This is a genomic window from Sorangium sp. So ce131 (assembly GCF_051519095.1).
GTDB lineage: Bacteria > Myxococcota_A > Polyangia > Polyangiales > Polyangiaceae > Sorangium.
Genome location: NZ_CP150455.1, coordinates 6,085,893 through 6,108,171, shown reverse-complemented (window position 1 = coordinate 6,108,171; position 22,279 = coordinate 6,085,893). Strand labels below are relative to the sequence as shown.

Annotated in this window: 21 protein-coding genes; 10 read left to right on the top strand and 11 right to left on the bottom strand. The window is 71.6% G+C overall.

What is annotated here, in order from left to right; all coding sequences use genetic code 11:
* Nucleotides 1–10 precede the first annotated feature (10 nt).
* On the top strand, nucleotides 11–1,297 hold the full coding sequence (locus WMF43_RS22170; protein ID WP_437683118.1) for a DUF4388 domain-containing protein: 1,287 nt from the start codon (nucleotides 11–13) through the stop codon (nucleotides 1,295–1,297).
* Nucleotides 1,298–1,314: 17 nt separating this feature from the next.
* Here WMF43_RS22170 and WMF43_RS22165 read toward each other — a convergent pair whose 3' ends face one another.
* From WMF43_RS22165 to WMF43_RS22150, 4 genes are all read right to left on the bottom strand, one after another.
* A complete protein-coding gene (locus tag WMF43_RS22165) occupies nucleotides 1,315–1,926 on the bottom strand; it encodes a D-glycero-alpha-D-manno-heptose-1,7-bisphosphate 7-phosphatase (protein ID WP_437683116.1) in 612 nt (203 codons plus the stop codon).
* Nucleotides 1,927–1,933: 7 nt separating this feature from the next.
* Nucleotides 1,934–2,554 (bottom strand): D-sedoheptulose-7-phosphate isomerase, encoded by a 621-nt coding sequence (locus WMF43_RS22160; protein WP_437683114.1) that lies wholly within the window; start codon nucleotides 2,552–2,554, stop codon nucleotides 1,934–1,936.
* A gap of 84 nt (nucleotides 2,555–2,638) precedes the next feature.
* Entirely contained in the window at nucleotides 2,639–3,634 is a 996-nt protein-coding gene (locus WMF43_RS22155; protein ID WP_437683112.1) for a GHMP family kinase ATP-binding protein, read from the bottom strand.
* On the bottom strand, nucleotides 3,631–4,371 hold the full coding sequence (locus tag WMF43_RS22150; RefSeq protein ID WP_437683110.1) for a nucleotidyltransferase family protein: 741 nt from the start codon (nucleotides 4,369–4,371) through the stop codon (nucleotides 3,631–3,633). Before WMF43_RS22150 ends, WMF43_RS22155 begins: the two co-directional genes overlap by 4 nt.
* Nucleotides 4,372–4,502: 131 nt before the next feature.
* On the opposite strand from WMF43_RS22150, the gene WMF43_RS22145 reads away from it, so the two are divergent.
* The 6 genes from WMF43_RS22145 to WMF43_RS22120 all read left to right on the top strand — a co-directional run bounded on the left by WMF43_RS22145 (nucleotide 4,503) and on the right by WMF43_RS22120 (nucleotide 9,658).
* The gene (locus WMF43_RS22145; RefSeq protein ID WP_437683109.1) at nucleotides 4,503–4,775 is read left to right on the top strand and encodes a hypothetical protein; all 273 of its coding nucleotides are present in this window, start codon (nucleotides 4,503–4,505) and stop codon (nucleotides 4,773–4,775) included.
* 809 nt (nucleotides 4,776–5,584) lie between these two features.
* The gene (locus tag WMF43_RS22140; protein ID WP_437683107.1) at nucleotides 5,585–5,824 is read left to right on the top strand and encodes a hypothetical protein; all 240 of its coding nucleotides are present in this window, start codon (nucleotides 5,585–5,587) and stop codon (nucleotides 5,822–5,824) included.
* Between the two features lie 334 nt (nucleotides 5,825–6,158).
* Nucleotides 6,159–6,788, top strand: coding sequence for an ATP-binding protein (locus WMF43_RS22135; protein ID WP_437683105.1), 630 nt, complete (start codon nucleotides 6,159–6,161; stop codon nucleotides 6,786–6,788).
* The gene (locus tag WMF43_RS22130) at nucleotides 6,785–7,351 is read left to right on the top strand and encodes a SpoIIE family protein phosphatase (RefSeq protein ID WP_437683103.1); all 567 of its coding nucleotides are present in this window, start codon (nucleotides 6,785–6,787) and stop codon (nucleotides 7,349–7,351) included. Before WMF43_RS22135 ends, WMF43_RS22130 begins: the two co-directional genes overlap by 4 nt.
* 7 nt (nucleotides 7,352–7,358) lie before the next feature.
* Nucleotides 7,359–7,922: an STAS domain-containing protein gene (locus tag WMF43_RS22125; RefSeq protein ID WP_437683101.1), complete on the top strand. Its 564-nt coding sequence runs from the start codon at nucleotides 7,359–7,361 to the stop codon at nucleotides 7,920–7,922.
* 227 nt (nucleotides 7,923–8,149) lie between these two features.
* A complete protein-coding gene (locus WMF43_RS22120) occupies nucleotides 8,150–9,658 on the top strand; it encodes an HAD-IG family 5'-nucleotidase (protein ID WP_437683099.1) in 1,509 nt (502 codons plus the stop codon).
* Nucleotides 9,659–9,728: 70 nt separating this feature from the next.
* On the opposite strand, the gene dusB is transcribed toward WMF43_RS22120, so the two are convergent.
* The gene (gene dusB / locus WMF43_RS22115) at nucleotides 9,729–10,715 is read right to left on the bottom strand and encodes a tRNA dihydrouridine synthase DusB (RefSeq protein ID WP_437683097.1); all 987 of its coding nucleotides are present in this window, start codon (nucleotides 10,713–10,715) and stop codon (nucleotides 9,729–9,731) included.
* Between the two features lie 480 nt (nucleotides 10,716–11,195).
* On the opposite strand from dusB, the gene WMF43_RS22110 reads away from it, so the two are divergent.
* Both WMF43_RS22110 and WMF43_RS22105 read left to right on the top strand, forming a co-directional pair.
* Complete coding sequence (locus WMF43_RS22110; protein ID WP_437683095.1) at nucleotides 11,196–12,794, top strand: serine/threonine-protein kinase; 1,599 nt, start codon at nucleotides 11,196–11,198, stop codon at nucleotides 12,792–12,794.
* A gap of 378 nt (nucleotides 12,795–13,172) precedes the next feature.
* The gene (locus WMF43_RS22105) at nucleotides 13,173–14,549 is read left to right on the top strand and encodes an MFS transporter (protein WP_437683093.1); all 1,377 of its coding nucleotides are present in this window, start codon (nucleotides 13,173–13,175) and stop codon (nucleotides 14,547–14,549) included.
* 289 nt (nucleotides 14,550–14,838) lie between these two features.
* Here the strand turns inward: WMF43_RS22105 and WMF43_RS22100 are convergent, their stop codons facing one another.
* On the bottom strand, nucleotides 14,839–15,345 hold the full coding sequence (locus WMF43_RS22100) for a hypothetical protein (RefSeq protein ID WP_437683091.1): 507 nt from the start codon (nucleotides 15,343–15,345) through the stop codon (nucleotides 14,839–14,841).
* A 711-nt stretch (nucleotides 15,346–16,056) separates the two neighbouring features.
* Between WMF43_RS22100 and WMF43_RS22095 the strand changes: the two genes are divergently transcribed.
* Complete coding sequence (locus WMF43_RS22095; protein ID WP_437683089.1) at nucleotides 16,057–16,215, top strand: hypothetical protein; 159 nt, start codon at nucleotides 16,057–16,059, stop codon at nucleotides 16,213–16,215.
* Nucleotides 16,216–16,260: 45 nt separating this feature from the next.
* On the opposite strand, the gene WMF43_RS22090 is transcribed toward WMF43_RS22095, so the two are convergent.
* The 5 genes from WMF43_RS22090 to ilvC form a co-directional block, all read right to left on the bottom strand.
* Complete coding sequence (locus tag WMF43_RS22090) at nucleotides 16,261–16,548, bottom strand: antibiotic biosynthesis monooxygenase family protein (RefSeq protein ID WP_437683087.1); 288 nt, start codon at nucleotides 16,546–16,548, stop codon at nucleotides 16,261–16,263.
* 183 nt (nucleotides 16,549–16,731) lie between these two features.
* Complete coding sequence (leuB, locus tag WMF43_RS22085) at nucleotides 16,732–17,796, bottom strand: 3-isopropylmalate dehydrogenase (protein ID WP_437683085.1); 1,065 nt, start codon at nucleotides 17,794–17,796, stop codon at nucleotides 16,732–16,734.
* Nucleotides 17,793–19,439, bottom strand: coding sequence for a citramalate synthase (gene cimA, locus WMF43_RS22080; protein ID WP_437683083.1), 1,647 nt, complete (start codon nucleotides 19,437–19,439; stop codon nucleotides 17,793–17,795). The genes leuB and cimA overlap by 4 nt, the downstream gene beginning before the upstream one ends.
* Before the next feature lie 88 nt (nucleotides 19,440–19,527).
* Nucleotides 19,528–21,192 carry a 2-isopropylmalate synthase gene (locus WMF43_RS22075; protein WP_437684054.1) on the bottom strand — a complete coding sequence of 555 codons (1,665 nt, stop codon included), beginning with the start codon at nucleotides 21,190–21,192 and terminating at the stop codon, nucleotides 19,528–19,530.
* A 60-nt stretch (nucleotides 21,193–21,252) separates the two neighbouring features.
* Complete coding sequence (gene ilvC / locus WMF43_RS22070; RefSeq protein WP_437683082.1) at nucleotides 21,253–22,266, bottom strand: ketol-acid reductoisomerase; 1,014 nt, start codon at nucleotides 22,264–22,266, stop codon at nucleotides 21,253–21,255.
* Nucleotides 22,267–22,279: the final 13 nt, after the last annotated feature.

The window sequence follows — 22,279 nt, the reverse complement described above, 5'->3', positions numbered from 1 at the left end:
AAACGCGGCGATGAGCGAAGAGCGCAATTCCCTCGTGCGCATCGATGCGACCGGGACGGCTCACCCCCTCGACCTGCGCTCGAGCAAGCTCCTGCGCGCGCGGCAAGGGATGTTCGAGCTCTTGCCGGCGCCCGATCACCTCGTCGTGATGCGCCACGTCGGCAAGGAGGTCGCGGGCGACGCGGAGACCGGCGCGGCGCTCCGGCTCGCCGGGCAGATCACGGGGCCGGGCGCGCTCTGCGACGTCGTGGCCCTCGTCGGGCAAGCCGGCTGGAGCGGCGAGCTCGTCGCGGTCGACGGGGAGGCGCGCCGCTCGTTGTTCTTCGAGCCCGGCCACGCGGTCGGGGCGCGATCGAGCGTCGAGGGCGAGCGCATCGGCGAGGTGCTCTACCGGTACGGCGCGCTCTCGCGCGCCCAGATCTACGAGACGCTCGCCGCCACGTCGCCGGACGCGCGCTTCGGCGAGGTGGCCGTGAAGCGCGGCCTCGTGCCGCGGGAGCGGCTCTACCAGCTGCTCAGCAAGCAGGCGGAGGAGATCGCCTACCAGGTGCTGCTCGCCTCCGAGGGGATGTTCTACTTCCTCGATCGCTTCGACGAGGAGCAGATCGCGAGCCGCCAGAACCTGCCCGTGCACGCGCTGCTCATGGAGGGGGTGCGCCGCATGGACGAGCTGCGCTACTTCCGCGAGCGGATCCCGTCCGACCAGCACGTGCCCGCGCGCGTGCCGGATCGCGGTCCGCCGCCCGCCGAACTCCGCGCGGTGTACGACACCATCGACGGGCAGCGCTCGGTCGCGGAGCTGTCCCGCGCGACCGGGCAGGGGGAGTTCGAGACCACCCGGGCGCTCTTCCAGCTCGTGCAGTCCGGCCGCGTGGTGGTGCGCGCGCCCGGGCCGACGGGCGTCGCCGCGAGCGTGGCGCTCTTCAACGAGGCGATCGCGTCGATCCTCTCCGCGGTCGACGGGGCGCAGCGGGGCGACGAGGTGCGCTGGCAGCTCGCCTCCTTCGCCGCGGGGGTCGGCGTCTACGACACGCTCTTCCGCGGCGCTGGGCCCGCCGCGGACGGGACGTTCGACGCCGAGAAGCTCGTCGAGAACGCGACGCTCCTCGCCGGCGCCGCGCAGGCGGACGCGATGCTCTCGCAGTGGCTGTACGAGTACACCTCGTTCGCGATGTTCGTCGCCGAGCCGTGCCTGCGCCTCTCGCCCGAGGGCGCGCCGCTCTCGAGGCGCAGCGACAACCAGCCCCCGCTCTCGAAGCGCGTCGCCGAGCTCGTGGGCCCGCTCGCGCACAAGTAGCGGCGCGCCGCCCGCGATCAGCCGTTCGCCGCGAGGATCTCTTCGGCGAGCAGGTCGAGGCGCGGCGCCGCGCGATCGGGGCAGGGGAGGTCGGCCTCGCCGCGGAGCGGGCAGAGCTCGCAGCGGCGCCGATCCAGGAGGAGCCCCGCCCGCATGCCCGCGGCGCGCGCCGCCGCCACGTCGCTCGCCGCGTCGCCGATCATCCAGCTCGCGGCGACGTCGAGATCGAGATCGCGCGCGATCGCCGTGAGCATGCCCGGCCGCGGCTTCCTGCACTCGCAGGGGCCGATCAGCGCCGGATCGCCGCCCGGGCCGCCGTCGGGGTGGTGGGGGCACACCGCGAGCGCCGCGATCGCGACGCCCGCGTCGCGCAGCGTGTCGACGAGCGCGCGGTTGGTGCGCTCGATCGCCGCCCACGGGACCTGCCCCTTCGCCGCGCCCGGCTGGTTCGTCGCGATCGCGAGCAGGAACCCCGCGCCCGCGAGGCGCCGCAGCCCGTCCAGCGCGCCGGGCAGGAGGCGGATCTGATCCGGGTGGAACGCCGTCACGACGACGCCGAGCTCGGCGTCGCGCACGACGTCGATCAACGTGCCGTCGCGGTCGAGCAGGACGCCGCGCTTCCTCGTCACGCGGCGCTCAGCTCTCGGCCACGAGCTGGAGGAGCCGCTCGCAGATGAGGTGGTGGTAGACCTCGTGGAAGCCCTCGACGTGCGGCGTCGACGTGTAGCCGGCCCGCGTCCGCGGCACGATCACGCTGGCGTCGGCCATCTGGCGGAGGGCGCCGCCGTCGTAGCCGACGAGCGCGACCACCTTCGCCCCGGACCGCTTCGCGAAATCCGCGGCGGCCACCAGGTTCTGCGACCACGGCCCGGCGCGATCCGCCCCGGATCCGCCGTGCACGCTCAGGCAGACGAGGACGTCGCCCGCGACGAGGCGGCCGTCGAGCTGCTCGAGGAAGATCCGGTTGAAGCCGACGTCGTTGGTCAGGGCGCTGAGCAGCGCCGCGTTGTCGCAGAGCGAGGTGCACTTGAAGCGCCGCTTGCCTTCGACCCACGTGAACTTGGCGATGTCGCAGGCGAGGTGGCTCGCGTTCGCGGCCGATCCGCCGTTGCCGCAGGTGTAGATGGTGCGGTCGTTCCGGTACGCCTCGAACAGGATCTCGATGACGCGAGCCATGTCGTCCGGGCTCGTCGCGAGGGCGATCTCGGCCGTCTCGCGCAGGTACTTTTCCACGAAGTCGTGCGTGCTCTGGGGCATGGTAATTTTATAGCCAGAGTCGCGCCGGAATGCCCAGAAGGACGTGCGGCGGCGCAGCGGCGTGCCGTGAGCGCCGCGCGGTCGTCAGGAGCGGTGCAGGTTCGCGACGATGCGCGCGCCGTCGAGGTCGAAGCGGAAGCGCAGCACACGCAGGCCGCTCGCGGCGAGCGCCTCCAGCACGCGGCGCTTCTCCGCCGGGCGGACGTAAAACATGAAGAAGCCGCCGCCGCCCGCCCCCATGAGCTTGCCGCCGAGCGCCCCGGCGCCGCGCGCGATCTCGTAGATCTCGTCGAGGACGTCATCGGTCATCTTGGAGGCGAGCTTACGCTTCTGGATCCAGTGGGCGTGCAAGAGCTCGCCGTAGTCGTCGAGCTTGCCCGTGACGAGGATGCGGTACACGTCGCGGCCGATCTCCTTGATGCGGTGCATCCGCTCGACCACGTCGGGCTCGAGGTCCTGGAGCCGCCGCCCCTGCTCGGAGAGCACGAGCCTGGCCGGGCGTTCGACGCCGCTCCACACGATGAGCAGGTTGCTCTCGAGCTCGTCCATCACCTCGTCGCGGACCGGCACGGGCTCGACGTGGACCGAGCCGTCCGGCGAGAACGTGAACGCCGTGATGTTGCCGTAGGCCGCGATGTACTGGTCCTGCTTGCCGATCGGCTCTCCGAGGCGCTCGATCTCGATGGCGCACGCCTCGCGGGCGAGCTGCTCGGAGGACACGAAATCCCGCTTGTACGTGTGCAGGGCGTTGAGGAGCGCGACCGTGAACGAGCTCGACGAGCCGAGGCCCGAGTTCGCGGGCAGATCCGCGACGCTCGTGAGCTCGATGGAGTGCTCGATTCCCATCATCCGGAGCGCTTCCCGGAAGATCGGGTGCTCGATCCGGTCGACCGAGGGGACGATCTCGGTCTTCGAGTAGGCGAGGCGGATGTCGCGATGGAACCGCTTGTTGGCGGTCACGTAGATGTACTTGTCGATGGCGGCCGACACGAGGTAGCCGCCGAAGCGCCCGGAGTAGGCGGGCAGATCGGTGCCGCCGCCGCCGAGCGAGAAGCGGACCGGGGCGCGAGAGACGATCACGCCCGCCCCCCCGCCGGGGCCGCGAGGGCGGCCTCGAGCGCGGCGAGGCCCTGCTCGGAGCCGATCTCGTAGAACCGCTCGGCCGCCGCGAGGGCGCGCAGGCGGCCGCGCGACGCGAGATCGCGCTGCACCTCCTCGAAGCCGATCGGCGTGTCCGGGGGCAGCGCCTCGAGGACCTCGCGGCGGAGGGCGGTCGCGCCGTAGTCGATATGATCGAGGCCCGCGCCGGGCCGGTCCTCCGGCCGCCGCTTCTCGTAACGCGCGACGAGGTCACCCGAGACCGCGGTGTTCGACGCGTCGAACCGGCCCTCGTTCCGATACACGGCCATCGTGCCGAGCGCGCCGGGGTGCGCGGCGAGATCCCGGAGCGGGGCCAGATAGTCGAAGGGGAGATAGGAGTCGCCGTAGGTCATGAGGAACACCGGCGCCAGGCAGGGCAATGCCCGGCGCAACGCGCCCGCCGTGCCGAGCAGGCGGGGGCCGTCGTCGACGTAACGGAGCGGCAGCCCCGCGAACCGGTCGCCCATCGCGCCTCGGATGGCGTTGCCGAGGTGCCCGACACACAGGACCACCTCGCCGAAGCCCGCGGCGGCGAGCCGCTCGAGCAGCCACGCCCCGAACGGCCTGCCGGCGACCGGGAGGAGGAACTTCGGCGTGTGCTCCGTCCGTGGGCGCATCCGGGTGCCGAGCCCGCCGGCGAGGATCACGGCTTGAGGAGGCGAGGCGTCGGCGCGCACGAGCGGGACCTACCATAGACGAGCGCCGCCGCGCCGCTGCCGCGACGCGATCAGCACTGCTCACCCGCGCGCCGGAGAAATCGTCGCCACAAACTGTACGGCCGTTCAGCTCGAGCAGTAGGGTGGGCCCCATGACCTCGAAAGACCTCGTTCCTCATCTTCTCCGGACGCTCTATGCCCTCCAGAGCGAGGGCGCGATCGTGACCCTCGAGACCTTGACCACGGCCCTTTCGGTGCGGCGGACCGACGTCCGCCGGGCAATCTCCGCCCTGCACCGGGAAGGCTGCCTCGACGCCCTCCGGATGCGGCTGACGCTCCGCGGGCTCGCGCTCGGCGCGGCGTTCGCGGCGGCGCCGCTCCGCCCGTTGCGCCGCGCGCCGCTCCGCTCCGTCAAGGCCGCTTGAGCGGCGCTCCACACGCCCGGGCGCGCGGCGCAGCGGGCGGAGCGCCGGCGAGTCGACCTCTGCCGGCCGGCGGCCCGCGGCCGGTGCAGGGGTGGGCGCGAGATGATTTGTCGATGCGCTGCACTCCTTGTCGTATTTCGTGGCGTGGAGCGGCACACTCGTGCTGCGCGCGTCGAACCCGCGCCCACAGATCGGCGGCTCGGCGAGATCAAGCGCCCGGGCGCGGCGCCCGCCGGAGCCGCGGACGCGCGGCATTTCCCGCGGAGCGCGGGCCACAGCGCATGGAATACATTGACATTCCCGGCGATTCATGAGACGGCGGCTGCGTGATATCCGATGTCGAGATCGAGAATGAGATTCGCGCTCTGGTGGCCGACTTCCTGGAGGGCATGAGAGCGCTGGCCCGTAAGGACGTTCTCCGGACGGTCGGGCGGCACCTGCAAGTCGACATCGGTGCCGCGGGGAGTCTGCCCGAGCCGGCGAAGACTCCCACCAAGCCGGTCCGGAAGCGGGCGAGCGCGCCGGCGCCGAGCCGCGCCGCGGCGCCGACCGCGCCCGCCCGCGGGGCGTCGGCCCGCCCTGTGCGCGGCAAACCGGCGCGCGGCACCGTGCGGAAGAAGGCGGCCGCCCCCCGCGGCGGCAAGGGCGCAGGGCTTTCGGCGCCCGCGTCCCGCGCACCCGCGTCCCGCGCGCCAGCTTCCCGCGCGCCAGCTTCCCGCGCGCCAGCGCCCCGCGCGCCCAAGGCGAAGGCGGCGAGCGCCCGGCAGCCCGCCGACACGGCAGGTGAGAAGGCGCCCGAGCCCACGGCAATGGCCAGGCCCGCTGCTGCGGCCAAGCCGGAGGGGCAACCTGCCGTGGCCTACGGGAGCGAGATCGCCGACGCCCTGCTCGCCCATGTGGAGATCGAGCCAGGGCAGGGGATCGAGGAGCTTGCGCTCGCGATGGGGACGCCCGCAACGGAGCTCGAGGAGCCGATCAAGAAGCTCCTTGCCGAGAACAAGATCACCGAGGAGCAGGACCAGGGTCAGACGTCGTACTACCCGACCTGAGCGGCCTCGATGAGCTGTCATCTCGGCATGAGCGTTGCCTGGCGCAGGGGCTGACCACGGACGTTGACGATCCGGCGGCGGGCGCGGCTGCTCGCGGCATCCGGCGGCGCGGCACGATCGCGAGAGCGCGCTGTCCTACGTCGGCAAGGGTTGGCGAGCGCCGGCAGGTGACGGCAAGCGTGACGCGCGTGAAACCGACGCGCGCCGCGCACCTTCCATCCGGTCGAGCCCGAGCGCCTGGAGCATGTTGGCTGGCGAACCCGGCGGCGTCCGTCGTCGCGCACTCGACGCGGGGACGGGGCCCCGGTAACCTGCCCTTCCAGGCTCTTCCCGGATGACTCCTGCGCACGAACAGATTCTCAACGTCTTGCTCGGCTATCTCTCGGCGATGAACGCAGAGGGAGTCCTGCTCCGGGCCATGCGCGAGGCGGAGATCCAGCCGGAGAAGTTCTCGCTGGAGGATCTGCCGGACATCATTCCCAGCATCGAGCGCCGCGCCCGCCTCTACGTCGATCCGTCGCGCCTCGGGCGGCTCAAGGCGGAAATTTCCGCGATCGGCGGCGATCGGCCGTCCCGCCGATCGAAGGTGATGCCGATCAACGTGGAGGCGGACATCAGCGAGGCGCGCCTGAGCGCGAAGGCGGTTTGCGACGCGGCCGGGGCCAAGAGCTTCACTTCGCACAAGGTCGCGACCATCGTCAGCGAGCTCGCCAGGAACATCGTTCATTATACCCCCGGCGGAACTATCGAGATCGCCGTGCAGCGCGACAACCCGGTCCGCTTCGTCATCGTCGCTGTGGACGAGGGGGCCGGCATCCAGAACCTGCAGGAGATCCTGGCCGGGCGCTACAAAAGCAAGACCGGAATGGGCCGCGGCCTCATCGGGGTCAAGCGGCTCGCCGACCGCTTCCAGATCGACTCGGGACCGAAGGGCACGCGGGTGGAGATCGAGGTCCACCTGTGAAGATCGCCGTCGAGTACGTCGTTGTGCCGAAGGATGGAGAGCGCGTCAGCGGCGACGCCGTGTTCGTGCGCGCGGGCGCGGACGGGTGCCTCTTCGCGGTGATCGACGCGCTGGGCCACGGCGAGCGCGCGGCGGAGACGGCCGACGTCGCGCTGGCGGCGCTCGGCGACGCCCCCGAGGGCGAGGACGTCCGCGCCCTCGTGGACCGCCTCCACGCGCGCCTCCGCGGGACCCGCGGCGCCGCCGGCATGATCTGCCGCTTCCGCGCCGGGCGGCTCCAGGGCTGCTGCATCGGCAACGTTGATCTGATGACCCACGGCACGCGCCTCCAGTGGCTGCAGAGCCCCGGGATCCTCGGCGCGTCGCTCGGGAAGGTCCGGATCTTCGACGCGCAGCTCGCGCTCGGCGACCGGCTCGTCGTCTTCTCCGACGGGGTCTCGCCTCGCTTCGATCTCTCGCTGTTTCGTGGGATGAAGGCCGCGGAGGCGTGCCGCGCCCTCATGAGCCGACACCGGCGCTCGCACGACGACGCGACTGTCTTGATCGCCGACATCGAACCTTAGGACGACCATGGAGCTCAAGCGCCTTCCGATCATCAACCTGTGGGACCGGATCCTGGTGCCGATCCAGGGGGACGTGACCGACGACCTCGCCGAGCAGCTGAATACCGAGGTCCTGCGGGCGATCCACGAGAGCGGGGCGAAGGGGCTGGTCATCGATCTCACGGCCGTCTGGATCATGGACAGCCACCTGTGCGCCGTGCTCTCGAACCTCGCGTCCGCGGCGAGGCTCATGGGCACGCCGACCATCCTGTCCGGGCTGAGCCCGGAGATCGCGATGACGCTCCAGGCGATGGGCGTCGAGCTCGAGGCGGTCAAGACGGCGCTGACGCTGGAGCAGGCGCTCACGATGCTCGGGCTCGAGGTGCGCCGGGCCGAGGCGCGCGACGAGGACGACGACGAGGACGACGACGACCTCTTCGACGACGAGGACGACGACGAGGACGACGACGACGGATGGGAGGCGGACGACCGCGGCGACGCGCGACGCGCGGCGCCGGCCGCGCGCTCTCCGCGGCAGGCCGCGGGCCCCGAGCGGCGCCCGAGCGCGAAGAGCCGGCTCAGGCGCCGCTGATCCCGCGCAATCCTACGCAATCCCACGCAATCCCACGCAATCCCACGCAAGATCGAGCGGCCGGACGGGCGCCGCGGGCTGCCGCGGAGAGCGCGCGGCCGGCGCGTCGCGGGCGCTCCATGGCTGCGCCGGCGCGCCGCCGACACGGCCGGGTGACGGCGATGGTCTCGGTGGGCAACGCCGGAGGTCCCTGGTATGCCTCACGACCGCCCTGCGGGACGCTCCCCATGGACAAGCTGGATTGCCTCACCGCCCCGCCGCCCAAGCAGCGGGGGATCTTCTGCAACCGGACGCTGAACCTCCGCTCGATCAAGGCGATCGGGTACGACATGGATTACACCCTGATCCACTACCAGGTGGAGGCATGGGAGCGCCGGGCGTATGAGCACCTCCGCCACCTGCTGGAGAGCGAGGGCTGGCCGGTCGGGGATCTGACCTTCGAGCCGGATCTCGTGATCCGAGGGCTCATCCTGGACACCGAGCTCGGAAACCTGCTCAAGGTAAACCGGTTTGGCTACGTGAAGCGGGCCTACCACGGCACGCAGCCGATCGACTTCGAGACCCAGCGCTCGACCTACGCGCGGACGATCGTCGACCTCGCGGACGGGCGCTACGTCTTCCTGAACACGCTGTTCTCGCTCTCGGAAGGCTGCATGTACGCGAAGCTCGTCGACCTGCTCGACCAGCGGCGGCTGCCCGAGGTGCTCGGCTACAGCGATCTCTACGGCCGCGTGAAGGATCGCCTCGACGCGACGCACATGGAAGGGCAGCTGAAGGCCGAGATCATCGCGGATCCGGACCGGTTCGTGCTGCTCGATCCGGAGATCCCGCTCACCTTGCTCGACCAGAAGGAGGCGGGGAAGAAGCTCGTCCTGATCACGAACTCGGAGTGGGTCTACACGCGCGCGATGATGCGCTACGCCTTCGACCGCTTCCTGCCGGACGGCATGACGTGGCGCGGCCTGTTCGACGTGGTCATCGTGTCCGCGCGAAAGCCGGAGTTCTTCTCGAGCCGCGCGCCGCTCTTCGAGGTGGTCACGGAGGACGGCCTCTTGCGCCCGTCGGTCGGGCGGCTGCGCGAAGGGGGGCACTACCTCGGCGGCAACGCGGGGCTCGTCGAGCAGCACCTCCGGCTGTCGGGCGACGAGATCCTCTACATCGGCGATCACATCTACGGGGACGTGCACGTGTCGAAGAGCGTGCTCAGGTGGCGCACGGCGCTCATCGTCCGGGAGCTCGAGGACGAGATCCTCGCGACCGAGGAGGCCCGGGGCGCCGAGGCGCGCCTCGATCTCTGGATGCGAGAGAAGGAGGACGTCGAGCGCGTCTACGCCAGGCTGCGGCTCGAGCTCCAGCGGATGCGCGCCGGGTACGGGCCCGTCGTCGGCGCGACCGAGGCCGAGATCCAGGCGAGGATGAACGAGCTCAAGGCCAAGCTCGCGGCCCTCGACGCGCGGATCGCCCCGCTCGCGAAGGCCTCGGCCGAGGCGATGAACCCGCGGTGGGGGCTCCTGCTCCGGACAGGGAACGACAAGAGCCACCTCGCCCGGCAGATCGAGCGCTCGGCGGACATCTATACGTCGCGCGTCTCCAACTTCCTCCTGGCGACGCCGCACGTGCTGCTCCGCTCTCACCGCGGGAGCCTGCCGCACGATCCGATGGGCGCGCCGCCGGGCGCCGACCGGCAGAACGGCGACGTCGCGCCGGTCGACGACGCGATGCCGGTCGGGATGTAGCCGGCGGCCGCGGCCTCTGTCGCGGGCGAGGCGGGCTGCCTCTGGGCCGCGGGCGAGGCGGGCTGTGGCCTCAGGCGGCGAGCTTCTGCGCGGCGCTGTCGAGGATGGCGAGGCACCCGTCCAGGCTGTCGCAGAAGAGCAGCTCGCGCCGGAGGGCGCCGGCGCCGGGCAGGCCGCGCAGGTAGCCGCTCAGGTGGCGGCGGGTCACGCGCACGCCGTGCAGCTCGCCGCGCGCCGCGGCGTTCGCGATGAGGTGCGCGCGGCAGAGGGCGAGGCGCTCGTCGGGCGACGGCGGCGGGCGGCGGACGCCGTGGTCGAGCAGGGCCCGGGCCTCGCGGAAGATCCAGGGGTGATCGATCGCGGCGCGGCCGACCATCACGCCGGCGCAGCCCGTCTCGCGGAGGGCGCGGACCGCGTCGTCGGCGGTCTTGATATCGCCGTTCACGATCACGGGGATGGACACCACCTCGCGCGCGCGGGCGGCCCAGCTCCAGTCGGCCGCGCCGGAGTGCCCCATCTGGGCCGTGCGGCAATGGATCGTGAGCGCGGCGACGCCGGCGTCCTCGAGGCGCCGCGCGAGGTCGACGATCGGCATGTGGGACTCGGGCCCCCAGCCGATGCGCGTCTTCACCGTGACCGGGAGCGACACCGTGCGGACCACGAGGCGCGCCATGGCCACCATCGCCTCCGGATCGCGGAGCCAGCCCGCGCCCGCGCCGCGGCCCGCGATCTTCGGCACCCAGCAGCCGCAGTTGATGTCGAGGAACGCCGGCCCCGCCGCCTCGGCCACGCGCGCGGCCTCCGCGAGGCGCTCCGGGTTCGCGCCGTAGATCTGGATCGCCGTCGGCTGATCGCCCTCGGCCAGGGCGAGCTTGCGCCGCGCGTTCTTGCACCCGCGCAGCAGCCCCTCGACGTTGACGAACTCCGTCACGCACAGCTCGGCGCCGTGCTCCCGGCAAAGGCGGCGGAATACGGCGTCCGTCACGTCCTCCATCGGCGCGAGGACGACAGGGCGGCTTGCGAACAGCGCGCGGAAGCGTTCAGGCGAGAGCGGCACGGTGGCGAGCTTTCAAGCATGGATCCGCCGGTTTGACCAGCGCGACCGGCCCGGCAGGCGCCCTTCGGCCTCCGCGGGGCCAGCGCGCGCCTCCCGGGCCCGGGGCGCCCGCCCGCGGCGGCGGAGCGAGCGGCCCCGGGAGCGCCGCGCGACGGGGCGCGCGGCCGGGCGCGCGGCCGGGCGCCGACGAGGATCGCCCGCATAACGCGACGCGCGGGGCGCCGCGGCGCCCGGACTCGCGATCTCCCGGGCCGCGTGTGCGCGCGGATCATGCATGTGGAGCGCGGGCGGCGAGCCGACGACATCCTGGGTGGGAGACCTCGACCGGCGCAGATCGGCGTCGTGGCCGGGGAAACCCGCCGCGCGGCGGCCCTCAACGGTCGCTTGACGTGCGGCGCCGCTCTGGCGACCCTCGAGATTGCTATGAAGCGTGCGCTGCTCAGAGAGGCTCTCCGCGCTGAGCGCTCGGCCTCGTCGCGCATGCTCAGGGAGCGCGAGACTCGCGCGATCGGCGCGCGGCGCAGCGCGCTCGCAGCCCACGACGCGGAGAGCGTCCGCCGCGCGGTCCGCCGCGCGATCCGGGTCGCGATCTGGATCTGGCCCGCGTTCACGATCGTCGATGTGTTCATGGCGACCGTGCTCTACCCCGCGGCGCCCGTGTGGCACTGCATCGCGCTGCGCGCGGTGGAGCAGGCGTTCGCCGTCGCCGCGTACCGGCTGTCGGGCCGCCCGAACGCCTCGGGGCGCCTCGTGCTCCTCACGTACGACGCCGCGTTCCTCACCGCGGCGATCTTCATCGTGCTGATGGCGATCGAGTTCGGCGGCCTGACCAGCGCGTACATGCACGGCCTGTCCATCGTGGTGCTGCTCCGCACCGCGCTCGTGCCCGCGCCGTTCGGCAAGGCGGTCGTCACGTCCGCGCCGATGGTCCTCTCCTTCCCGGCCATCATGGGCATCGCCGCCTTCTTCTCCCCGTCGATCCGGGCGTCGTGGCTCGACCTGACGACGCTGCTCACGGCCTTGAGCCATTACATCTTCGTCCCCGCCTCGGGGGTGATCGGGGCCATGTCGAGCCACGTCGTGTGGGCCGCGCAGCAGCAGGTCTACCAGGCGCGGAAGCTCGGCAGGTACCGGCTCGAGGCGCCGATCGGAAAAGGGGGGATGAGCGAGGTGTGGCTCGCCTGGGACGAGACGCTCCAGCGCGACGTCGCGCTCAAGCTCCTCCGGACGCGGGACGCGCCGGACGCCGCGGTGCTGAAGCGCTTCGAGCAGGAGGCGCACGCGGCCAGCAAGCTCAGCGATCCGCACACGATCCGCATCTTCGACTTCGGCGCGAGCGACGACGGCATCTATTACATCGCCATGGAGCACCTGCGCGGGGCCGATCTCGCGGCCATCGTGCGCACCCACGGCCCCATGCCCGTGGCGCGCGCCGTGCGCTTCGCCGTGCAGGCCTGCCGCTCGCTCATCGAGGCGCACGAGGCGGGGATCATCCACCGGGACATCAAGCCGCAGAACCTGTTCGTCACGCGCGTGGGCGACGACCACGATTTCCTGAAGCTGCTCGACTTCGGCGTCGCGCGGATGATCGAGGGCGGCCAGGACGCCGAGCTGACGAGCAGCGGCATGCTCTGCGGAACGCCCGCCTACATGGCGCCCGAGGTCTGCCGCGGCGATCGCGCGGACGCGCGCAGCGACATCTATGCGCTCGGGGGCACGCTGTACTTCCTGCTGACCGGGGAGCTGCCGTTCGAGGGCACGTCGTCGGGGCAGCTGTTCATCGCGCACATGACGAAGGCGCCGCTCGCGCCGTCGGTGCGCCGCGGCCCGGCCGTCCCGCCCGCGGTCGACCGCATCGTCCTCCGGTGCCTCTCCAAGGACCCGCGCCATCGCTTCCAGAGCGCGCGGACGTTGTTCGACGCGCTGGTCCCGCTCCTCGACGAGTCCGCCTGGAGCCCGGCGGACGCGGAGCGCTTCTGGGTCGCCGATCGCGCCGAGAAGCTCGGCCAGCCCGAGGCGCCTCCCGAGCGCCTCCCCTCGGCGCGAGGCCGCTCGACGCGATCGGCCGCCGCGCGGTAGCCAGGGCGCTGCGCGGCAGCCAGGGCGCTGCGCGGCAGCTGGTCCGCGCGCGACGGCCAGGGCGCTGCGCGGTCGCCAGGGCGCTGCGCGGCAGCTAGGCCGCGCGCGATCGCCATGGCGCGGCAGCTCGGCCGCTGCGCGATCGATCGCGGGACACCACAGCGCGCTCGCGACTCGATGCCACGACGGAGGCCGCGGTGACGTCGCCTCGCGGAAAAGGTGCGTCGAAACGGACAAGAAACACAGGAGAAACTCCGATGTTGGAGCATGACGGCTAATTCATCCTAGCCGATGCAGAGCACGAGTTGATCGGAGGCGGCTGCATCATCAGCGCCGTGTTCCATGGTTTCCGTGGCCCGATCTTGCCGAGGAGGACAGATGTCGACTTTGATTACCGAGTGGAAGCCCGACGATGAGGTGTTCTGGGAGAAGACAGGGAAGCGCATCGCCCGCCGGAACCTCATCTGGTCGATCATCGCCGAGAACATCGGCTTCTCCGTCTGGCTGCTGTGGAGCGTGACGGCCACCCGGCTACCCAAGGTCGGCTTCAACTACACGACGGACCAGCTGTTCCTCCTGGTCGCGATCCCTGGCCTCATCGGCGCGCTCATCCGGTTCCCGTACACGTTCGCCGTCCCGAAGTTCGGCGGGCGCAACTGGACGATCGTCAGCGCGCTCTTGCTGCTCATTCCCACGATCTCGCTCTCGGTGCTCGTGACCCGCCCCGACACGCCGTTCTGGCTGATGGCGGTCGCGGCGGGGACCGCGGGGCTCGGCGGCGGCAACTTCGCCTCCAGCATGGCGAACATCTCGTTCTTCTACCCCGACAAGAAGAAGGGCCTGGCGCTCGGGCTCAACGCCGCGGGCGGGAACATCGGCGTCAGCAACGTGCAGCTCATCGTGCCCATCCTCGTCGGGCCCGGCGCGGTCGCGACGGCGATCGGCGGGTACCACACCGAGTCGGGGATCTACCTGCAGAACGCCGGGCTGATGTGGATCCCGTTCATCCTCCTCTCGGCGGCCGGCGCGTATTTCTTCATGAACAACCTGGCGTCGGCGAAGTCGAACTACAAGGACCAGCTGGGCGCCGCCAAGAACAAGCACACCTGGATCATCGCGTGGCTGTACATCGGGACGTTCGGCTCGTTCATCGGCTACTCGGCGGCCCTGCCGCTCCTGCTCAAGATGCAGTTCCCCGCGGTCACCCTCGAGCTCACGTTCGCGGGCGCGCTCATCGGCTCGGTGGCCCGTCCGTTCGGCGGCTACCTCGCTGACAAGATGGGCGGCGCGCGCATCACGTTCTGCAACTTCGTCGTGATGGGGCTCGCTGCGCTCGGGATCATCCATTTCCTGAACGAGAAGAGCTACGCCGGCGTCGTGGCGATGTTCTTTGTCATGTTCATCTCGACCGGCATCGGCAACGGCTCGACGTTCCGGATGGTCCCCGTCCTCTTCCGGCGCGACTACCTGCGCGCCGCGCAGGGCAGGGGCGAGGCGGCGCGCGAGGAGGCGCTGGTCACCGCCCGCCGGCACAGCGCGGCCGTCCTCGGCTTCACCTCGGCGATCGGCGCGCTCGGCGGCTTCTTCATCCCGCGGAGCTTCGGCGCCTCGATCAAGGCGACGGGCAGCGCCACCACCGCGCTCATGTATTTCTTCGCCTTCTATCTCACCTGCATGGGGCTCACCTGGTGGTGTTACATGAGGTCACGATTCCTCGTGAACCGCATCCCGAGCCTCGCCGAGGCCGACGCTTGACGGTGGCGCGCGCCCCTGGCGCCGCGGACGCCGGGCGGGCCTGCTCGCCGGCGACCGGGTGAGCGGGCCTCCGTCGAGGAGGCCGAGGCTCCCCTCCGTGGCGGCGAGAGGGGGCCTCCGCAGGCCGAGGGCTCGCGCGACCCGCCGGGGTGATGTCGTGACGCCATGACGGCGCCGGACGCCATGACGGCGCGGTGGAGCGCCGCGGCGCGGACCGAGCCACGGCGCCGCCGACGCTCAGCGCTGGCCGCGCCCCCACGTCATCAGGCCGCGAGGCCCGACGCGCTTGCTACCAGCCGCAGCCGCTAAAACCGCCGCAGCCGCCAAAGCCGCCCCAGCCGCCCCAGCCGCCCCAGCCGCCCCAGCCGCCCCAGGGCCGGAAGCCCCAGCCGCCGAAGCCGCCCCAGGGCCGGAAGCCCCAGCCGCCCCAGCCGCCCCAGGGCCGGAAGCCCCAGCCGCCGAAGCCGCCCCAGGGCCGGAAGCCCCAGCCGCCCCAGCCGCCCCAGAAGCGTGACGCCTCCGCGTTCTCGCCGACGTTCTCGTCACCGGAGCTCGGCGCGAGGGGGTCCGCCGCGCCAGGGTCCGCCGCGCCGGGGTCCGCCGCGCTCTCGTCCATCGCCAGCTCCGCGCTCGACGCCTGATCCGCGGTGTCCATCGATTCGGCCTCGGACGCCTGCGTCGTCTCGTCGGTCTGGGCCATCAGCTCGTCGGTCGCCGCGCCCGACTCCGTCGTGTTGGCCATGCAACCGGCTGCCGAGAGCGCAGTCGAGAGGGCGACCAGCGATGTGATCTTCATCAATTGGCTCATTTTTCCGTTCTCCTATGCAGAGCAATTCATGTGGATCGAAGTCATGGCCCGTGATCGATGCCGGCCATGACGCGGGGAACCGAGCCTCCCCGCCGCTGGATCATGTGTGGTGTCGATGGCGTGGTGTCGATTACCCCAGGACGGACACCAGAGACACCATGGATGCTTTCAGCGATGTCTCGCGCGTCGGCAAACCACAGAGCGCTGCCCCGCGCGCGGGTACGACGGCGACGACGACAACAGCGACGAGGATGGTGAGCCGAAGCGAAGCGCGGCGGAGGGGAGGCGACGAGGCGCGCGCTCCGCTCGCACGACGCGCCTGCGCGCCACACGCCCGCGCCTGCGGCTCACGCGCCTGCGAGGGCCATGCGCTCGTCGAGCGCTCAGTCGCCTGCGTACCGCGGGTCGGCTGGCCCGCAGAAGCGGGGTCGGGCCGCGAAGTGATGGCCGAGCTCGAGCTCGGAAAGGTTATGGTTTGCGGCTGCCGTCGTGACGCCCTGGACTACCAACCGCGTGAGCAGCGGAGATGGCGCGGTGCAGCAACAAGGACCGGAGCTCGAGCGACGGCCGTGCGAGCGGCTGCACGCCCCGTCCTGGTCGATATCCGAGCGCAAAAGACGGTGGACCGGTCAGCACGGGAGTACTTCGCAGGGGCGGAGGCCTCCAGCGCGATCCCGCGCGCGGTGCGCGACCCGGCTGGTGGGCGCGCAGATCGTGCTCACCGGGATACGGCCGGACGTGGTCAAGGCGCTGGTCGCGGTCGAGATCGAGCTCGGCGGCGTCACCACGCGCAGCGCGCTGAAGGACGGGATCCTGTACGCGGAGGGCACGCTGGGCCGCCGGCGGGCGGCACGTTGACTGCCGGCAGGCGGCGCGCTGGCCGTCTCTACCCGAGGGCTCCGCTCACGCCATGACCTCGCCTTCGTAGAACGTGATGTGCGCCGCGCGGAGCGCCTGCTCACCGCCCATGCCGCGGTGATGGCGCCTGAACACCTCGGACCGGGGGTACTCCTGGAATGCCTCCCGGCTCGTCCACCTCGAGACGGCCTTGAGGCTGCCGTCGCCCTGCCAGACCTCGAGGCCGAGGAAGCCGGAGAACTGCCGCATCTCCGGCGCTGCCCGTCGGAAGTTCTCCACCATGGCCTGAAGCGCCGGCGCGGGGGCGGTGATGGTGTTGACGACGATGAACATGCGGCATTCTTAGCCGCCGCAGGGCGGCCTTGCGACATCGGGGAGGCCTTGCCGCGCCACGCCACGACGAAAGATCAAAGGCCGTTCCCGACTCGGGAACGCGCGGAGCGGGGGGAGATCTCGCCAAGCGAGCGACCGAGCCCCCTGCGCGGGGGCTCTGCCGAGGCCGCTCGCGGCGGGCGTTCAGTCGGCGAGCTTCGCGCGGATGACCTCGCCCATCGCCTGGGTCGAGAGCTTGCCGCCGAGGTCCGCCGTCCGGGCGCCGCCGGCGATCGCCTGCGCCACGGCGCGCTCGACCGCGGCCGCCTCCTTCTCGAGCCGCAGCGAGTGCCGGAGCAGCATCGCGGCGCTCAGGATCGTGCCGATCGGGTTGGCGATCCCCTTGCCGGCGATGTCGGGCGCCGAGCCGTGGATCGGCTCGTAGACGCCGCGCGTGCCCTCGCCGAGCGACGCGCTCGGCAGGAGCCCGAGCGAGCCCGCGAGCACCGCGGCCTCGTCCGTCAGGATGTCGCCGAACATGTTCTCGGTCACGATGACGTCGAACGACGACGCGTGGGTGATGAGCCGCATCGCGCAGGAGTCGACGAGCTGGTGCTCGATCCGGATCTCGGGGTGACGGGCGGCGACCTCCACCGCGACCGTCCGCCAGAGCCGCGACGACTCGAGCACGTTCGCCTTGTCGACGGACGTGACGAGGCGCCGCCGCGAGGACGCGAGGCGGAAGGCGAGATCGACCACGCGCTGGATCTCCTCGTCCGTGTACTCGAGCGTGTCGACCGCGCGGCGCTTGCCGTTCACCTCCTCGCGGAGCCGCGGCTTGCCGAAGTAGAGGCCGCCCGTGAGCTCCCGGACGACCAGGATGTCGACGTCCGCGAGCCGCTCCGGCTTGAGCGGGGAGGCCTGGACGAGCTCCGGGAACAGCCGGATCGGCCGCAGGTTCGCGTAGAGGCCGAGCCCGTGGCGCAGCGCGAGCAGCCCCTGCTCGGGGCGGACGCTCGCGTTCGGGTTGTCCCACTTCGGGCCGCCGACCGCGCCGAGGAGGACGGCGTCCGCGGCGCGGCAGGCCTCGAGCGTCGACGGCTCGAGCGCCGTGCCGGTCGCGTCGATGGCGCAGCCGCCGATGAGATGCTCGGAGTACGTGAAGCTGTGGCCGAAGCGTGACGCGACGGCATCGAGGGTGGCGCGGGCTTCGCCGACCACCTCGACGCCGATGCCGTCGCCGGGCAAAAGAACGATACTGGCCTTCATGCGACCTCGCTGGCAGGCAATGTGGATGTGAACTGCGCGGGCTCTCTCGCCGCGAGCGTGAGCCCATACTCGATGCCGTCCGCGAGCGCATGCCAGGACGCATCGATGATGTTCGTGGAGGCGCCGACGGTGCTCCACTGGTGGTGGGCGTCGCGGCTGTCGATGAGCACGCGCGTCGTCGCCGAGGTGCCGTCGCGCCCGTCGAGGATGCGGACCTTGTAGTCGACGAGGTGGATGTCGCGCACGGCCGGGTAGACCGGCGCGAGCGCCTTGCGGAGCGCGCCGTCGAGCGCGTTGACCGGGCCGGACCCCTCGGCCGCCGTGATCACCACCTCGTCGCCGATCGCGATCTTGATCATCGCCTCGGCGAACGTGCCCACGCCGTCGCGCTGGCCGGCGATGACCTTGAAGTCGATGAGCCGGAACGGCGGCGTGTAGCCCGGCGAGCTCCGGCGGAGCAGCAGCGCGACCGACGCCTCCGCCGCCTCGAACGAGGAGCCGCGCGCCTCGCGCTCCTTGATCTGCTCGAGCACCTCCACCTCGGCGCCGGCGGGCACCTCGAGGCCGAACTCCTCCGCCTTGCTGAGGAGGTTGCCGCGCCCCGACAGCTCGCTGACCACCGTGCGCATCTCGTTGCCGACGAGCGCGGGGTCGATGTGCTGGTACGACGCCGGCTCGCGCCGCATCGCCGCGACGTGCACGCCGCCCTTGTGGGCGAAGGCGCTCCGCCCGACATAGGCCATGTGCTCGTCCGGGGCGAGGTTCGCCAGCTCGGCGACGTAGTGGGAGAGCTCGGTGATGCCGGCGAGCGCCCCCTCCGGCAGCGCCCGCAGGTCGAGCTTCAGCTCGAGGTTCGGGATGATCGCGCAGAGGTTCGCGTTCCCGCAGCGCTCGCCGTAGCCGTTGATCGTGCCCTGGACGTGGCGCGCGCCCGCGCGCACGGCGGCGAGCGAGTTGGCGACCGCGCACTCGCCGTCGTTGTGGGCGTGGATGCCGAGCGGGTGGTCGAGCAGCGCCTTGAGCTCGGCGACGATCGCGCCGATCTGCCAGGGCATCGAGCCGCCGTTCGTGTCGCACAGCGTGAGCACCTCGGCCCCGCCCCGCGCGGCGGCGCGCAGCGTCTCGATCGCGTACGCCCGGTCGAGCGCGAACCCGTCGAAGAAGTGCTCCGCGTCGTAGACCACCCGGCGGCCGTGCGCGCGCAGGAAGGCGACGGTCTCCTCGATCATCCGGAGGTTCTCGTCGAGCGTCGTGCGCAGCACCGCGGTCACGTGCTGGGTCGAGCTCTTGCCGAAGATCGTGCAGACGCTCGTGCCGGCGGCGAGCAGCGCGCGCAGCCCGGGGTCGTCCTCGGGCGCGAGCGAGGCCCGGCGCGTCGAGCCGAACGCGGCGATCTTCGCGTGCTTCCACTCGATGTCCTTCGCCCGCTCGAAGAACTGCGCGTCCTTCGGGTTCGAGCCGGGCCAGCCGCCCTCGATGAACGTCAGGCCGAACGCGTCGAGGTGGCGCGCGATCTGCAGCTTGTCCTCGCACGCGAGCGAGATGCCCTCGCGCTGGGTGCCGTCGCGGAGGGTGGTGTCGTAGATGTCGACGCGGTCCGCGGGGCCGCTGCCCCGCGCCGCGTCCTTGGCGGGCGGATTCATAGGTGTCGACTTTCCTGTATGGCGACGGCGGCGGCGACGTGGGCGCGGGGCGCGCGCCAGGCCCCGCGGGGGGCCTCCTGCGCGCTCTTCACGGACCTACCTCGCGGGCGGCGCCTTGGGCGCTCTGGTTGCTCTCGGACGCCGCCTCGTCCCTGCCCTCGACCCCGTAGGTCGCGAGGAGCCGGTTCAACGCGGCGAGGTACGCCTTCGCGCTGGCGACGAGGATGTCGGTGTCAGCGCCGTGGCCGTGGAACACCCGCTGCGCGGCGTCGTGCTGCGGGTGCCGCTTGGTCGACGAGCCGTCCGCGCGGACGCGGACGCTCACCTCGCCGAGCGCGTCGATGCCCTCGGTCACGGCGTGCACCGAGAACTCGAGCAGGCTGCTCGGCACGCGGACGATCTCGTCGATCGCCCGGTACGCCGCGTCCACCGGCCCGGTGCCGATCGCGGCGCGCACGTGCAGCGCGCCGTCGGGGCCGCGCAGGCGGACGGTGGCCGTGGGCATGCCCGTCGTGCCGCAGGCGACCTGGAGCGCGTCGAGCGTGTAGAGCTCGGCGACCTGCTGCCGCGTCGTCGAGACGATCGCCTCGATGTCCGGGTCGGTGACGTGCTTCTTCTTGTCGGCGAGCGCCTTGAAGCTGGCGAACGCCGCCGCGAGCTGGGCCTCGTCGAGGTGGTAGCCGAGCTCCTCCAGCCGGTTGCGCAGCGCGTGCCGGCCCGAGTGCTTGCCGAGGACGAGGCGGGTCTGGGTGACGCCGACCATCTCCGGCCGCATGATCTCGTACGTCTCCTGGTGCTTGAGCATCCCGTCCTGGTGGATGCCCGACTCGTGCGCGAACGCGTTCGCGCCGACGATCGCCTTGTTCGGCTGCACGTTGAAGCCCGTGGCGGCGCTGACGAGCCGGCTCACGGTGGCGATCTGCGTCGTGTCGATCCCGGTGCGCAGCCCGAAGACGGCCCGGCGCGTCGCGAGCGCCATGACGACCTCCTCGAGCGCGGTGTTGCCCGCGCGCTCGCCGATGCCGTTGATGGTCACCTCGGCCTGGCGCGCGCCCGCGCGGATGCCCTCCAGCGCGTTGGCCGTCGCGAGCCCGAGGTCGTTGTGGCAGTGCACCGAGATGATCGCCCGCTCGATCCCCGGGACGTTCTTGCGGATCCCGGCGATGAGGGCGCCGAACTCGCTCGGGATGGTGTAGCCGACCGTGTCCGGGATGTTGAGCGTCGTGGCCCCGGCGGCGATCGCCGCCTCGAGGACCTGGTAGAGGAACTCCGGCTCGCTCCGGCCGGCGTCCTCGGGGCTGAACTCGACGTCCGCGCACAGGTCGCGCGCGTACGCGACCATCGCCCGGACGCGGTCGAGCACCTCGGCGCGGGTCATCCGGAGCTTGTGCTTGAGGTGGATGTCGCTCGTCGCGAGGAAGGTGTGGATCCGCGGGTGCGCCGCGCGGGAGACGCCCTCCCACGCCTTGTCGATGTCGACCTTCGTGGCGCGGGCGAGGGCGCAGATGATCGGCGGGCTCGCGGACGGGCGGCCGGGGACGGCGGCCGCGCCCACGCGCTCGGCGATCGTCTGGACGGCCAGCAGATCGTCGGGAGAGGCGGCGGGGAACCCGGTCTCGATGACGTCGACGCCGAGCTTCGAGAGCGAGAGCGCGATCTCGAGCTTCTCCGACGACGTCATCGTCGCGCCGGGCGACTGCTCGCCGTCGCGCAGCGTGGTGTCGAAGATACGTACGTAATCGGACGGGGGCATCGCTTGATTCGAGTTCGTCTCAGACATGGTGTTCTCCGCCACCTCCCACGCTGGAGAGGCTCAGTCGCCGGGCTTGATGGTCACGGGGTCGATGAACGGCATCATCTTGCGCAGGTTCGCGCCGACCACCTCTAGCCGCTGCTCCCGCTCCTTGGCGCGCGTCGCCTCGAACTTCGGCCGGCCCTGCTCGTTCTCCGCGATCCACTTGCGGGCGAACTCGCCGCTCTGGATGTCGGCGAGGATGCGCTTCATCTCCTCGCGCGTCTTGTCGGTGATGACGCGCGGCCCGGACACGTAATCGCCGTACTCGGCGGTGTCGCTGATCGAGTACCGCATGTAGTTGAGGCCGCCGCGGTACATGAGGTCGACGATGAGCTTGAGCTCGTGCAGACACTCGAAGTAGGCGATCTCCGGCTGGTAGCCGGCGTTCACGAGCGTCTCGAACCCGGCCTTCACGAGCTCGCTGGCGCCGCCGCAGAGCACGGCCTGCTCGCCGAAGAGGTCGGTCTCGGTCTCCTCCGCGAACGTGGTGGAGAGCACGCCGGCGCGCGTCGCGCCGATGCCCTTCGCGTAGGCGAGCGCCTGCGCCTCGGCCTTGCCGCTCGCGTCCTGGTGCACGGCGAGCAGGGCCGGCACGCCGCCGCCGGCCTCGTACGTCTCGCGCACGCGGTGCCCGGGGCCCTTCGGCGCGATCATCGACACGTCGACCGACGCGGGGGGCGTGATCGTGTTGAAGCGGATGTTGAACCCGTGCGCGAACATGAGCGTCTTGCCCGGGCCGAGGTGCGGCGCGATCTGCTCGTTATAGATCTTCGGCTGCGACGTGTCGGGGGCGAGCACCATGATGACGTCGGCGGCCTTCGCGGCCTCGGACACGGTGGCCACCTGGAGCCCCGCCGCCTGCGCCTTCGCGCGGCTCTTGCTGCCCTCAGCCAGGGCGACGATCACCGTCGCGCCGCTGTCGCGCAGGTTCAGCGCGTGGGCGTGGCCCTGGGAGCCATAACCTACGATCGCGATCTTCTTGCTCTGGATGAGCGACAGATCCGCGTCGTTATCATAAAAAATCTTCGCCATCTCACTCTCCTTG